We start from the raw sequence: 13,107 nt of genomic DNA, 5'->3' as shown, positions 1-13,107 counted from the left end.
CGGCTTGTCTGACGAGGGACTTGTCTGATCCGATGCGGCTGCACGTCGTCAATCCCAACACCACCGCGTCGATGACGGCGAAGATCGCCGCTGCCGTGCGCGCGGTCGCCCTGCCCGGCACGGTGATCGACGCGCGGCAGCCGACGATGGGTCCAGTCTCGATCGAGGGATTTTACGACGAAGCCTTCGCCGTGCCCGGCATGCTCGGCTGCATCCGCGAGGCCGACCGCGATGGCGCGGAGGCGCACATCATCGCCTGCTTCGACGACACCGGCCTAGATGCCGCCCGCGCCGTCGCCAAAGCGCCGGTGATCGGCATCGGCGAGGCCGGCTTCCACATGGCGAGCCTGATCGCGGCGCGCTTTGCCGTGGTGACGACGCTCGGTGTCTCGATCGTGCCGATCGAGCACAATTTGCGGAAATACGGCCTCGCCGATCGCTGCGCCCGCGTCCGCGCCGCCGAGGTGCCGGTGCTGGCGCTGGAAGAGCGCAACAGCGATGCGCTCGGCAAGATCTCCGCGGAGATCACGGCTGCGGTCCGTGACGACCGCGCCGAAGCCATCGTGCTCGGCTGCGCCGGCATGGCCGATCTCGCCGCCGAGCTCGCCGCCACGCACGGCCTGCCCGTGATCGATGGCGTCGCGGCGGCGGTGACGCTGGCGGAATCGCTGGTGCGGCTGGGGCTGAAGACCTCCCGGCTCGGCCCCTATGCGGCGCCGCGTGCGAAGACCTATTCCGGGCCATTTTCGCCGTTTCAGCCCTAATTCCCGAGCCGGCGCGGAGCCTCGGAGGCCCCAAGGCCCGCTGATTGCTGGTTTTTTGGCCTTTAGCCTCTTTTTGGTCCCATTCGTTGCCGACACGTAACGTTTTCGGGACGCCCCGGCGGCCTCAGGCTGCCGGTCTTCGCCACTCACCAAGTTTCAATTTGGGTTTTGTCAGCGATGATCGATCTCGCCCAGGACACACCGTCCAACCCCCTTCTTCGTCTCGGCGCCCAGCCCATCGCGCTGACCGCCGCAGCGCTCCTGCTCCTGATCGCTGGCGTCACCTCGATCGCGATCTGGCGTGCCTATACCGGCGCCGCACCCGAGACCGACCGGGTGGTGGCATCGCGGCAGCTCCAGGCGCGGACCGCCCAGGCCTCCGAGCAGCTCGTCGAGAAGACCAAGGGGCTGGAGGCGACCCAGCAGGAATCGATCGACCAGCTCCAGGTGGTGCAGGATCAGCTGCAGACGATGAAGCGGCTGATGGCGGCGCAGCAGGCCGACGCCAAGCGTCTGTCCGAGCAGGTGGCATCGCTGAACGAGTCCATCGACGGCCTGCGGCAGTCGTTCGCCAGCGCGCGAGCAACCGACGTCGAAGCGCCCACGGTTACCCGCAGGAAACCAGAGCGGCACCGCGTCCACGCCAGCGCGCGCAAGCGCTCGCGCGGCTGAGCAACTCACGCTACCGCGACTAATTTTTTCGACTTGTGAACTGGATCACATTCGCCCGTGTGATTCCGCGCGATGCTCGCGGTCACCGGATGGCGTGAGCCGATTTCAATGTCCGGGGCTGGCAAGGTCGTTGACGGTATACTGCGTCAACGGCCTTGTTTTTTGGTCGGTCAGCCTCTCGTCGAGGACGCTATTCGCAGACATCCACGCGACGGTATCGCCAGCCGGCTGACGTCATGACGCGCTTCCGCACGACGTAGCAGCCGCCATAACCATCATTGTAGCCGTAGCCGGTACCATAATAGTAGGGATCGCCGTAATAGGGATAGCCGTAGCCGTAATAGCCGCCGTAGAGGCCGGCGCCGGCGATGCCGGCCCCGATCGCGACTCCGGGCCAGAAGCCGCCGCCATGCCAATGGCCGCGATGGCCCCAGCCACCACCGCCATGACCCCAGCCGCCATGTCCGAACCCCCGCGCCTCGGCCGCCTGCGGCACTGACAACCCGACCACTGCTACGGTCAGCGCCGCCATCATCATCCTGCGTAACATCACTCGATCCTCCGCAGGGACACACTCCACGCTTCACAGCAGGACCAAGCTAACGTCACCCGGGCATTCCGGACAGCCACACTGCCTCACTTCCACGCGAGCATCAGCAGCCGCGGCAAATGCTCTTCAGCTTCTTGTCGAGCATGCGATTCTCGGCGTTGACAGTGGCGTCAGCCGCGCCCCCGGTGCCGCTGCCGGTGGTGACTCCGGAGCCCGGGCCGGACGATTGAGCCGTGCCCAGGCTGTTGGTGCCGGGCGGCGGAGCCGGCGCGTTGGCGACGCCTCCGCTCGCCCCCACGGAGCCTCCGGTCGATGCCGCAGAGCTTCCGGTCGATCCGGCAGACCCGCCAGTCGCTTGCGCGAACGATACCGCCGGCATCGCCGCGAGGGCCAAGTTCAGCGTCAAGATCAGGGTCAGCGTCTTGATTGAAGCGGTTGCAGGCGATGCAGCCATTGGAAATTCTCCTTCTCCGGTCAACCGCCGCGGCGAAGGCCGGTTCCGGAACAAATGCCGTCACATCAGCTTGAAAGCGAGGAGGCCATCACGATGACCGATCGCGATCCCTTTGCAGAGGGCGAACGCGCCGCGCGCGAGAACATTCCGACTGAGGCCAATCCTTACCTCGACGGCAGCGACGAGCATGCGCTGTGGGCCGCCGGCCACGAGAAGGTGGCAGGCGCGATCGAAGCGCGCGAATCCGAGAGCAGCTGAACTCAATCGATCCGCTTCAGGCCCTTCTTGAAGCGCGGACCGTTGGCGACATAGAACTTGGCCGCGCTTCCCATTCGCTGCACCTGGGCGTCGTCGAGCGTGCGGATCGCGCGCGCCGGCGAGCCGATGATCAGGGACCGTTCGGGAAATTCCTTGCCCTCGGTGATGACGGACCCGGCACCGACGATGCTGTTGCGGCCGATCCTGGCGCCGTTCATCACGATCGAGCCCATGCCGATCAGCGCGCCCTCCTCGATGGTGCAGCCATGCAGGATGACGTTGTGGCCGACCGTGCAGTTTCGGCCGATGACGAGCGGAAAGCCGAGATCGGTGTGGCAGGTCGAGCCGTCCTGCACATTGGCGCCCTCGCCGATCTCGATCCACTCGTTGTCACCGCGCAGCACGGCGCCGAACCAGACGCTCGCGCCCGGTTTCAGGCGCACCCGGCCGATCACGGTCGCGGTCTCCGCGATGAAATAATTGCCGTCGGCGGGAAGGTCGGGCGCCTGCCCGTCGAGTTCGTAGATCGCCATGGAGGTCTCCTGTCGCGTCGACCCCAGCCATAGCGAAACGGCGGCGAAGAGGCAAAGGAACCGGTGCGCCGGGCGATCCGGCCAGGCCTCAGCCGAGAACGCCGGCCGCGCGCAGCGTCATCAGGAAGAAGGTGCCGCTCATCATGCTCCAGAAGCCGGCGATGAGGGTTGCCATCATCACGAACTCGGCGCGGCGGCTTTCCACCCGCATGCCGCGCAGCGTGTTGCGCATGATGATGAAGGGCGCGGCGAACACCAGGAACGGCACCGCCGCGAAGGTTTTCGGCGCCACGCCGTCCTGCAACAGGCCGAAGCCTGCGGGGCGCTGCGCCAGCGCCTGGTATCCGTTCACGAGCGCGCCCGCGAGCGCGAAACCGATGCAGATCGAGAAGAAGGTATTGAGAGCTTCAGGTGTCATCGGAACGGTCCGCCCTTACGCAACGCCACCGCCTTCCTGTGACAAATAGCGCTGGTTAACGCTACATTATCCTTAAGGGAAGGTTAACGCCGGCGCTCCTTGCGCGCAGGGCGGTCCCCGCCCGCCGCAGCCGGGAACGCTGCGCGAAATCGCCGCCGCATGGCATATTCGCCGCTGATTCGTCGGCCCGGCCGACGTCCGGCTCTCTTGCGCTAGCTCATGACGGTGTTCTCGGAAGCTCCCCTCAGGTCCCCCCGCACGCACGCCCGGGCGCACGTCGTCCCGATCGTGCTCGGCGGCATTGCCGCGGCCTGCGCGATTGCGCTCGTCGCCTATTTGCTGTGGCCGACCTGGGGCACCAGCGGCGCGAACGCCCCGGACAAGCTGCCGGTGAGCGTCGGCGGCACCCTGTTCAACCTGCCGACGACAGCGATCCGCATGAAGATCCAGCGGCACTCGGGACCGCAGGAGCGCATCGATCTCGACTTCCTCTATCCGTCGCTGGAGCCGCCCGGCGCGCCGAAGCACGTCACCGCCGACACGGTGGAAGCGGCGGTGCAATCGATCGACCGCATCTTCCTGTCGATCGCAGCCCATCACGATGCGCTCTCGCCCGAGCAGCGGACCGCCACGATCTATCCGCGTTATCTCGACCAGGCCGCAGCCCAGCCCGTGGACGGCCTGACGATGCGAATGTTCCGCAGCGACACGCCTTACGGCAGCGAGGACTTCTATTCCTCTGCAAGCCCCGCCCTGACCGCGCGTTGCACGCGTGATGCGGCGACGCCAGGCATGTGCCTCTCGGAGCGCCGCGTCGGCGGCGCCGACCTCACCTTCCGATTTCCGCGAAGCTGGCTGTCGCAGTGGCGCGATGCGGCGGAAGCGATGGACAGGTTGACCGCACAGCTGCGCGGGCCGAAGGGCTGAGCGCGGTCCTTTCGGCCTAGGTCAAAAGCAAAAACTGCAAAAACAACCCCATGCACAGCAGCCAAGCGCCTGGAATTATTCGTATTTTTCGAAGTCGATTTGAGATGTCATCATTGGCGGGCATGAAGCTGGTGTTCGTCATTGCGAGCACAGCGAAGCAATCCAGAATCCCTCCGCGGAAAGATTCCTGGATTGCTTCGCTGCGCTCGCAATGACGGTGTGGAGAAAATGCCCTCGATCTCGGTGCGGTGGGACGCGGCATTCGCAGTTCGCGTATCCCGGACGCGCTGCAGCGTGCTTACGCTGCTGCGCAGAGCCGGGACCCAGAAGGCCCCGCGCTCCGCCGATGCATGGGCCCCAGCTCTGCAGCGCATCGCCGACGAGGCGCTGCGCTGCGTCCGGGGCACCAAAGCGAAACTACTCCTGATCGACGAGATCGTCCTCGAGGATCGCCATCTGGAACTGGAACGAGCGATCGTCGTCCTCGTCGTCGACGAACAGGACACCGATGAATTCCTCGCCGATATAGACTTCGGCGGAATCGTCCTTCTTCGGCCGCGGAACGACGCGGATCTTGGGATTGCCGAATACGCGCTTCAGATATGCGTCGAGCTTTCTGACTTCTTTGACGTCCACGGCAAGTCTCCGATCGAAAATGGTCGGCGGGTTTTAGGACGAGACGCGACGAACCGCCAGCATGAATTGCCAAAGAATTTGGGACGGAAAGGGCCGGAAAATCCGGCCCTTCACAACGTCAAAGGCCCCCTCAGAGCCCCATGGCGTTGATCATCTGATCCATGGTGCGCGACGGCTCGGCGCAGCCGGCCTCGCCGACGATCTTGGCCGGCACGCCCGCGACCGTGACGTTGTGCGGCACCGGCTTGACCACGACCGAACCGGCGGCGATGCGCGCGCAATGGCCGATCTCGATGTTGCCGAGGATTTTTGCGCCGGCGCCGATCAGGACGCCATGGCGGATCTTGGGATGACGATCCTCGTTCTCCTTGCCGGTGCCGCCGAGCGTGACGCCGTGCAGGATCGAGACGTCGTCCTCGATCACCGCCGTCTCGCCGCAGACGAAGCCGGTGGCGTGGTCGAGGAAGATGCCGCGGCCGATGCGCGCGGCCGGATTGATGTCGGTCTGGAATACCGCGGAGGCGCGGCTCTGGAGATAATACGCGAAATCCTTGCGGCCCTTCAGATAGAGCCAGTGCGCCAGGCGATGGGTCTGGATCGCGTGAAAGCCCTTGAAGTAGAGCAAGGGATCGATGAAGCGCGAGGTCGCGGGATCGCGGTCATAGACGGCAACGAGATCGGCGCGGAAGGCGTTGCCAAGATCGGGTTCGTCACGCAGCGCCTCGCCATAGGCCTGGCGCACGAGCTCGCCCGACAATGCGGAGTGATCGAGCCGTTCGGCGACGCGGTGAACCACCGAATCCTCCAGGCGGCTGTGATGCAGCACCGACGAATAGATGAAGGTCGCAAGCTCCGGCTCGCGACGGACGATGTCCTCCGCTTCGCCCCGGATCCGTTCCCAGATCGGATCGAGCGATGCGAGCTTTCCTCCCGGATTGACCTGATGCACTGCCATGGGGCGCTCTTTCGAATGGGCTCGTTTGACCGGTTCTATAGCATAGTCTAGGCGACAAAGTCCTGACCGGCTTGCCTGAGAGTGAACTTTGGCTTGCCCCGCGAAAGCATACCAAGACGTTGAAACACAACAGTTTCTTCCGACGCCCCCAAGCGGCAAGGTCGGCTCAAGGTGGTCAGAGTTTTGCCAAATTCAAGCCAGGCGGCGTCAAACTATTGGTGAATTCTCTTTGAGCCGCTATTGCGAGCATGGTCCGAAGCGAGGACGGGAGCGGATTTGAGCATCACCACCGATCAATTGCGCGCGCGCGCCGCGGGCTCGCTTTGGCTGCGTCTGGCGGCGGTGGCCCTGCCCCTCCTGATGATCGCGCCGGCGTTCTGGAATGGCTATCCGCTGTTGCAATGGGATACCGGCGGCTATCTCGCGCGCTGGTACGAGGGCTATCTCGTCCCCAGCCGCTCCACAATGTTCGGGCTCTATCTGCATTATGGCGAGAGTTTCGGTTTCTGGATCAACCTCGCGGTCCAGTCGCTGGCGACGTTGTGGCTGTTGCAGCTCACCCTTCGCGTGCTCTCGATGATGCAGACCTTCCGCTTCGTTGCGATCAGCCTCGGCCTGATCGTGTCGACCGCGCTGCCCTGGCTTGCGAGCATGCTGCTCACCGACATCTTCGCCGGCCTCTCGGTGCTGTCGCTGTTCCTGCTGGCCGTCGGCGCAAGCCGCACTTCGGTGCTGGAAAAGATCTCGCTCTTCGTCTTCACCGCCTTTGCCGCGGCGACCCACAGCGCCACGCTCGGCGTGCTGCTCGGCCTTTGCGCCGTGGGCTGGATGGCGCGGCCGTTTCTTAAAGAGCGCCTTGCGCTGGCCGGATTGGCACAGGCGAGCCTCACCATCGTTGCGGGCGGCCTGATGCTGGTCTCGGCAAATTATGCGCTGTCCGGCAAGCTCGCCTGGACGCCCGGCGGTTACGGCGTCGCCTTCGGCCGCATGATGCAGGACGGCATCGTCGCGCGCTATCTCAACGACCATTGCCCGCGCGAGCGCTACAAGCTCTGTCCGTATCGCAATGAACTGCCGGCGACCGCAGACGAGTTCCTGTGGGGCAAGAGCATGTTCAACACGCTCGGCCGCTTTGAAGGCATGAACGACGAGATGGGTTACATCGTCGTGCAGTCGCTCAAAGACTATCCGGCCTGGCAGGCCGGCGCGGCGCTGCGGGCGATGGGCCAGCAATTGCTGCATGTCGCGACCGGCGAAGGCACCAATGGCTGGATCCCGCACACCTACGGCATCATCGAGCGCTACGTCCCCGCGCAGGTCGCGCCGATGCGCGCGGCACGGCAGCAGCACTGGGCGATCAATTTCGACGACGTCAACTGGCTGCATGTCCCCGTCGCGCTGGCCTCGATGCTGGCGCTGGTCGCGCTGCTGGCGCATGCGCTCGCCAGCCGCCGGCTCGACGATCTGACGCTGCTGGCGGCGACCGTAACGCTGGCCTTGCTCGGCAACGCCTTCATCTGCGGCGTGATCTCGGGCCCCCACGACCGCTACGGCGCGCGGATGGTGTGGGTCGCCACCTTCGTGGTGCTGACGGCGCTGACGCGCCGTTTTGGGGATGACATCAAAGCGGGATGAGATTGGGGTGAAGCGTCGTCGCGCCTGGTTTCGTCCGAGCAGCGATCGCTTCGTCGAAAATGAACACCCGGAACTGACTTGGCGTTCAACAGCCTATCCGCGTCGGCAAAGAACTAGAGTCCGATAACAGCGCCCACAGCAGAAGTGGCGTGTCTGCAGGATGTCCGCTTTGGGACCACAAGCGGCCCTCCCTGGTCGCATTTCGACCCAAGAAATCCAAAGCTGATCAGCACCCAGCGCTTTCTAATCTTGCCTTGGCTCTGACAAGGTCCGGAGTTTCAAACCCTTCGCTAAACGATCCGTAAATCGCGCCGAGTTGTAAGCGATACCTGTCTGCGTTGTGTCTCAGTTCGCTCAGGTCACACATGCTCAAACAAAGTCTAAGTTCCAGCGACTTCGCTTCTTGTTCGCGCGCAACATCAAGGCCTTTAGAAAAGTAGAACTCCGCCTGATCCAAGTCATGATTCGATCGGAGGTAGGCTTCGGCGAACAAACGATATATCTCAGCCTCGTAAAAGCGTTCGGAATTCTCCTCATTGAGCCTTAATTGCGCCTGCTTCAGAAAGTCGAGCGCCTTCCCGTAGTGTTCGTGCTCTATGCATGCGTCCGCTAATAGCCCTAAAGCGTAAGTCTCAAACAATAGCGCGCCAGTGGCGCGTTCTTGTTCCAAGCCCTCCTGAATTTCGGCGAGACCTCTCTCAAAGTTGCCTTGGTAAGCGCTCGCCCATCCCCGCAAAATCAGGGCCATGGCCAGATAGTGCGCAAACTGATGTTCTTCGCAGAACGCAACTGCGACGTTCGCCTCCGCAGCGACAGCGGTGGCATCGCCCCGAAGCTGATGCACGCGAAGGCTTATCGTTCGTGCGATTGCCTCACTGAAGGGATGTTGAGATGCATCTGCGTATCGGCGTGCCTCCGTGCACATTCGCAAAGCTCGATCTGGATGACCGAGTAAGCAGAGGGTCATGCCGTCGTATACCCGGACATGAATTCGGGGGTCTTGTGCCGACAGGTCAAGGTATTCTGCAGCCTTACTGTCCTCACAGAGGCCAAGACTACGTTCCAGCTCCGCGTGAGCATCGGCAAATTTCCCCTGGGCGAACAATGTAAACCCTACAGCCTCGTGGGCAAGAACCCTGAAAACCGAGTTATCCGCCCTCTCGGCACTATCCAGCAAATGTTGTGCAAGAGCTTGAGCTTCACCAAGCGATGCGTGAACGAAGTTCCACGTCCATAAACCAAAGATCGCAGGCAAGACATGTTCGTCAAGCCCACTCTCTTTGCAGAGTTGAAGCGCTCGCGTGTACGCATGCTTGACGCTGTCAGTGCTCCACCCCTTAGTTGCCCGGAGAGCGTTGCCGAGTGCTATCTGTAGCAGCAACTCCGACTTGTTGCGGAGTATCGGGTCGTCGATCTGCGGAATCTGATCCAACCCTTGCTTCAGGTGACGGACCGCTTCATTGTGCGCCGAGCGAGCCGCTGACTGTCTGCCTGCTTCGTACCAGTAGTGTAAGGCCCGTTTGTGATTCTTGGCCTGTGTATAGTGGTATGCGATAATCTCGGGCTGCGTCCGTACAGCTTCGGGGAATTTCTGCTCGAGCGCCTTCGCGATAGCGGCGTGCAGTTGCACGCGGCGGCTCTTCAGGAGCCCAGCATATGCGGCGTCTCGCACCAAAGCGTGCTTGAACGTGTATACCGCGTGTGGATTTTCCCCCCTGCAGAACATCAGTTCCGAACGGACCAACTGATCAAGAGCTTCGTCCAACCTCTGCTTCGGCAGCCCGGCGACGGCGCTCAGAAGCTCGTAGTGAAAATCTCGCCCTGCGACAGCACCGATTTGAGCCACATCCCGCACCGGTGACAACCGATCAAGGCGGGCCATCAGCGAAGCCTGCAAAGTGGTTGGGATTGCGAATGACGGCAGAGGCCCCTCAAGAACATATTCACCGTCACGCTCTCGCAAAAGCCCGCCTTCCAAAACCATCTTTGTTAACTCCTCGACAAATAGGGGCACGCCATCCGTGTGTGCGAGAATACGCTCCATTACCTCCTTGGGGAGGGTTTTGCCTCCGGTCACCCGCAGGACCAACGCTGTGCCGTTACGTCGGCTAAGTCGGGTAAGCGGGATGATGGTGGTGTGAGGATAACTCGGCCAGGGGGGAGTGAATTCGGCTCTCGCCGTGATCAGCACCAGTGCCCTAAGCTGAGGCACATGCTCCACCGCAACTCCGAGCAGCTCAAGTGAGGTTGGATCAATCCAATGTACATCTTCGAAAATGAGTAAGACCGGCTGCCTCGCCGCTAATCCATCAAGCTGGGCCAATAGTGCTGCGAAGGTCTTCTCTTTACGTTTTTGTGGAGTGAGGTCCTGCAGCCGGTGGTGATCATCCGCCGGCAGCACCAATAAGTTTGCCAAGACTGCCAAGTGTTCGGGATTTCGTGTGGATTGCGCTAACAGAGCGTCCAGTTTGGATAGCTTCTCCCGAGGCGAGTCCCTGTGCTTAAATCCGGCAGCACGTTCGAGTTGGTTGATGAAGGGGAACAATGCACTGTGGGTATGATGCTCGGAGCAGAAATAGCGGAGAGTGGCGTGGGATTCAGCCTGAAGCCGCTCGTTGAGCGCCGACGCAATGTGGGACTTGCCGATACCTGGCTCGCCGGTAAGTGTCACCACCCGACCTTCTTCCTGTACGGCTTGTCGCCAGCGGCGTAACAACAGCTCCATCTCCTCGTCACGCCCGAACAACGGTGGCAGCTTGGTGGTGTGCATCGCCTCGAATCGGCTCTCGACACCGCTGGTCCGCAGAACCTGACAGGCCCGGACCGGCTCCGCCCAGCCTTTCAGCGCGACGGGATCCAGCTCGCAGTACTCGAACTCCCCCCCGGCGAGCCGGCGCGTCCTCGCGCAGATCAACACAGATCCCGGCTCCGCCATCGCTTGTAGCCGCGCGGCGAGGTTCGGCGTCTCACCAACAACGGCTTGCTCCGCCGGAACACTCCCAATCAGAAGCTCGGTGACCACTACAGTGCCTGTCGCAATGCCGACGCGAACCTCCAGGGCAGCAGCGACATTCCGGATGCTCGCTACGGCATCAATGATTGCAAGGGCGGCGCGCACAGCCTGTTCGGCATCATCCTCGTGCGCTTTCGGATAGCCGAAATAGATCAGCACCCCGTCGCCCATGTAACGGGCAATCTTTCCCTGATAGCGGCTTATGACTTCGGTGATGCAACTGTGATACGCGCCAATCAGCGTTCGCATATCCTCCGGGTCCAGTCGCGCCGCAAGGGCTGTGGAGCCAACCAAGTCACAAAACATCACTGTAAGATGACGCCGCTCGCCCTCATCCGGTCGGTTCAGGTAAAGCTCTGTTTTAGCCGAAGGCCTAGCTTCGTCATCAAGCTCTGCGATGGCGCGCATCAGCTTGCGCCGATGACCTAGCAAGACGCCCAGCTCCTTTAGATCCTGTTCTGTCAGGTCGTGGACGACCGAGAGGTCGATGCCGTTTTCGGCGAAGCGCCGGGCGTATTCCGATAAGCCAATTGACTCCAGCCACTCCGTGACGCCTCTCATGGCCTGGCGCTCGCTCTCGATGTCGAACAATCGTACACTACGCAAAGGTATCACACACGAAGAAAGAGCGAACGCGGAGCGGCGGGCGGACCGCGGCTACTGAAACTCGCTGCCTGCGCGCGGAGATCCCCGATGGAATGAAATCATTTGGGAGCTTGGCCAATTACGGCCGAAACATTGAGAATTGCGCAAGCCGCTCACTCCGGATTAGGCCCATGTCCAGCGAGCTCGCCGGCGGTCGCTTGCGCGAGGCAAAATTGGGAAACAAGATCGTAAGATATTGTCAGGCGGGCAGTCGCGCGTCCCCGCACCGACACTTTGAACCGCGCAATACCGGCCGCTGACCCTGCCGCTGGTGGGCTGGTGCGCTGGTGGGTGTGATAATCTTCCGGCATGAAAATCAAAGCGGAGACTGGCCTCTGCCAAAAGGCTTACCTGTCGCTGAATACATCACACATCATCACGGAGCCCGCGATATTTTAAGATATCGAATCAAGCTTGCACCTATGATCGACAAATTCGGTGGGCGCTATCTGACAAAGGATATAACGCGCATCAGTTCCCGAAAGGCGGCCATTGAAAGCCGCAGCACGTCGTCATTACCGAATTTCCTGACAAGCACTCGCTGGCCGCTTGGTACAACTCACCTGAATACCAGCCACTGACTAAGCTGCGCAAACAAAGTCATGCTTGGGGGCCTTCCTAGGCGGCTCGGGAACCATTTCTGGGGTTGTCTGGTTAGTTTTGAGGTGATGACAGGACAGGACCATCGCCATGAGGACTCAATATCTCGCTGCGATCGCAATAGCTGTTCTTGCCGCTGGCACTGGGCTGGCAGTCCATTCTAAAGGTTCGCTGCCTCCTCAACCGCAGGTCATGCAAGTGGCGGACCGATTAGCTGCGTCGGTCGATGCGTTTTTGCTCGGGTCTGGCGGCTGACAGCCGGCGTTGCGGCATGGCGCCACTGACATGCAGCGGCAAACGTCGCAGCAATAGATCAGCCTAACTGCCCCTCGGACATCGCCGTCGCGGCGACGTCCGATCTCGTCTGCAAATTATCGGTGCCTCGGGGCACACTCATGGTTGTGGAATTCTCTCGATTTGAGCCTGCATATCACTGCCGTTTCCGCGCGAGCGGAAAGCCAGGGAGATCATTAAGGCACATGGCGGACGGCTGATCGCAGCTGCAGGTGTGGCGGCTAGCGGCTCTCAGGTCGTAGCTGTGGACGGAGAGGCGCCCAAGCGAGTCGTTATTGACATGTATCCGAGCATGGAAGCGCTTCAAGCCTGGCGGAACGATCCGGAACACGTGCAAGTACGACGCATCGGTGAGAAATATGCCAAGTATCACACCCATGCGGTCGAGGGCGCTTCGCCTTAATCCCTGTCCGGCTCGGGGAGTGGGCTACAGACATCTGGTCGTCCCAGTTGCTGTATTTGATCCTAGAGGCAGCCGCTGCAGGCCGCGCGATTGATTGATGGGGTCAACTTCTGCTGTTGGCTCATCAGCGAAGCGCGGCGCATCTCGTTGAGGTCCGCTTAGCGAGGCATGGCGCGCCAGATTTGCTCAGGTTGAGTCATTCGCATTGTGACCCATCTGCGACATGAGTTAGATCGAAATCCCGCAGCGCGGCAGTCTCCTGCCGCAATAAGGTGTGTTATCCTTTCGGCCGCAAGAACGGAGGGACCGGGCAATGAACCGGCGCTCATTCATCACGCTGCTCGGCGGCG

At 61.9% G+C, this 13,107-nt stretch carries 13 protein-coding genes and 1 pseudogene; 7 read left to right on the top strand and 7 right to left on the bottom strand.

Annotated elements, in window-relative coordinates; genetic code table 11:
• Positions 1-32 precede the first annotated feature (32 nt).
• A complete protein-coding gene (locus UNPA324_RS11550) occupies positions 33-764 on the top strand; it encodes an aspartate/glutamate racemase family protein (RefSeq protein ID WP_128920987.1) in 732 nt (243 codons plus the stop codon).
• A gap of 177 nt (positions 765-941) precedes the next feature.
• Positions 942-1,436 (top strand): hypothetical protein, encoded by a 495-nt coding sequence (locus UNPA324_RS11545; protein WP_128920943.1) that lies wholly within the window; start codon positions 942-944, stop codon positions 1,434-1,436.
• A gap of 190 nt (positions 1,437-1,626) precedes the next feature.
• Here the strand turns inward: UNPA324_RS11545 and UNPA324_RS11540 are convergent, their stop codons facing one another.
• On the bottom strand, positions 1,627-1,986 hold the full coding sequence (locus UNPA324_RS11540; RefSeq protein ID WP_128920942.1) for a hypothetical protein: 360 nt from the start codon (positions 1,984-1,986) through the stop codon (positions 1,627-1,629).
• Positions 1,987-2,089: 103 nt separating this feature from the next.
• The gene (locus UNPA324_RS11535; protein WP_128920941.1) at positions 2,090-2,440 is read right to left on the bottom strand and encodes a hypothetical protein; all 351 of its coding nucleotides are present in this window, start codon (positions 2,438-2,440) and stop codon (positions 2,090-2,092) included.
• Positions 2,441-2,533: 93 nt separating this feature from the next.
• On the opposite strand from UNPA324_RS11535, the gene UNPA324_RS35095 reads away from it, so the two are divergent.
• Positions 2,534-2,698, top strand: a complete 165-nt coding sequence (locus UNPA324_RS35095) for a hypothetical protein (protein ID WP_164936448.1) — start codon at positions 2,534-2,536, stop codon at positions 2,696-2,698.
• A 2-nt stretch (positions 2,699-2,700) separates the two neighbouring features.
• Here UNPA324_RS35095 and UNPA324_RS11530 read toward each other — a convergent pair whose 3' ends face one another.
• A complete protein-coding gene (locus tag UNPA324_RS11530) occupies positions 2,701-3,231 on the bottom strand; it encodes a gamma carbonic anhydrase family protein (RefSeq protein WP_128920940.1) in 531 nt (176 codons plus the stop codon).
• 88 nt (positions 3,232-3,319) lie between these two features.
• Positions 3,320-3,649, bottom strand: coding sequence for a DUF6949 family protein (locus UNPA324_RS11525; RefSeq protein ID WP_128920939.1), 330 nt, complete (start codon positions 3,647-3,649; stop codon positions 3,320-3,322).
• A gap of 219 nt (positions 3,650-3,868) precedes the next feature.
• On the opposite strand from UNPA324_RS11525, the gene UNPA324_RS11520 reads away from it, so the two are divergent.
• Positions 3,869-4,576 carry a hypothetical protein gene (locus tag UNPA324_RS11520; RefSeq protein WP_141934725.1) on the top strand — a complete coding sequence of 236 codons (708 nt, stop codon included), beginning with the start codon at positions 3,869-3,871 and terminating at the stop codon, positions 4,574-4,576.
• Between the two features lie 417 nt (positions 4,577-4,993).
• Here the strand turns inward: UNPA324_RS11520 and UNPA324_RS11515 are convergent, their stop codons facing one another.
• Positions 4,994-5,212, bottom strand: coding sequence for a DUF3126 family protein (locus tag UNPA324_RS11515; protein ID WP_007602550.1), 219 nt, complete (start codon positions 5,210-5,212; stop codon positions 4,994-4,996).
• Positions 5,213-5,342: 130 nt separating this feature from the next.
• Positions 5,343-6,167 carry a serine O-acetyltransferase gene (gene cysE / locus UNPA324_RS11510; protein ID WP_128920937.1) on the bottom strand — a complete coding sequence of 275 codons (825 nt, stop codon included), beginning with the start codon at positions 6,165-6,167 and terminating at the stop codon, positions 5,343-5,345.
• Between the two features lie 276 nt (positions 6,168-6,443).
• On the opposite strand from cysE, the gene UNPA324_RS11505 reads away from it, so the two are divergent.
• Positions 6,444-7,802 (top strand): hypothetical protein, encoded by a 1,359-nt coding sequence (locus tag UNPA324_RS11505; protein ID WP_164936447.1) that lies wholly within the window; start codon positions 6,444-6,446, stop codon positions 7,800-7,802.
• Between the two features lie 226 nt (positions 7,803-8,028).
• Here the strand turns inward: UNPA324_RS11505 and UNPA324_RS11500 are convergent, their stop codons facing one another.
• A complete protein-coding gene (locus tag UNPA324_RS11500; protein WP_246667161.1) occupies positions 8,029-11,406 on the bottom strand; it encodes an adenylate/guanylate cyclase domain-containing protein in 3,378 nt (1,125 codons plus the stop codon).
• A 565-nt stretch (positions 11,407-11,971) separates the two neighbouring features.
• Between UNPA324_RS11500 and UNPA324_RS36165 the strand changes: the two are divergent.
• Positions 11,972-12,082, top strand: a pseudogene (locus tag UNPA324_RS36165) (DUF1330 domain-containing protein); the annotation flags it as partial.
• A gap of 405 nt (positions 12,083-12,487) precedes the next feature.
• Positions 12,488-12,757 (top strand): DUF1330 domain-containing protein, encoded by a 270-nt coding sequence (locus UNPA324_RS11490; protein ID WP_128920983.1) that lies wholly within the window; start codon positions 12,488-12,490, stop codon positions 12,755-12,757.
• Positions 12,758-13,107: the final 350 nt, after the last annotated feature.

The organism is Bradyrhizobium sp. UNPA324 (assembly GCF_006658635.1).
Lineage (GTDB): Bacteria > Pseudomonadota > Alphaproteobacteria > Rhizobiales > Xanthobacteraceae > Bradyrhizobium > Bradyrhizobium nanningense.
Note: the sequence above shows the minus strand (reverse complement) of the source record. Positions and strands in the feature narration are given on the sequence as shown.

Bases quoted from the DNA above. Each gene is read 5' to 3' on its own strand.
- UNPA324_RS11550 (WP_128920987.1), top strand. From the start codon at position 33: ATGCGGCTGCACGTCGTCAATCCCAACACCACCGCGTCGATGACGGCG.
- UNPA324_RS11545 (WP_128920943.1), top strand. From the start codon at position 942: ATGATCGATCTCGCCCAGGACACACCGTCCAACCCCCTTCTTCGTCTC.
- UNPA324_RS11540 (WP_128920942.1), bottom strand. From the start codon at position 1,986: ATGTTACGCAGGATGATGATGGCGGCGCTGACCGTAGCAGTGGTCGGG.
- UNPA324_RS11535 (WP_128920941.1), bottom strand. From the start codon at position 2,440: ATGGCTGCATCGCCTGCAACCGCTTCAATCAAGACGCTGACCCTGATC.
- UNPA324_RS35095 (WP_164936448.1), top strand. From the start codon at position 2,534: ATGACCGATCGCGATCCCTTTGCAGAGGGCGAACGCGCCGCGCGCGAG.
- UNPA324_RS11530 (WP_128920940.1), bottom strand. From the start codon at position 3,231: ATGGCGATCTACGAACTCGACGGGCAGGCGCCCGACCTTCCCGCCGAC.
- UNPA324_RS11525 (WP_128920939.1), bottom strand. From the start codon at position 3,649: ATGACACCTGAAGCTCTCAATACCTTCTTCTCGATCTGCATCGGTTTC.
- UNPA324_RS11520 (WP_141934725.1), top strand. From the start codon at position 3,869: ATGACGGTGTTCTCGGAAGCTCCCCTCAGGTCCCCCCGCACGCACGCC.
- cysE (WP_128920937.1), bottom strand. From the start codon at position 6,167: ATGGCAGTGCATCAGGTCAATCCGGGAGGAAAGCTCGCATCGCTCGAT.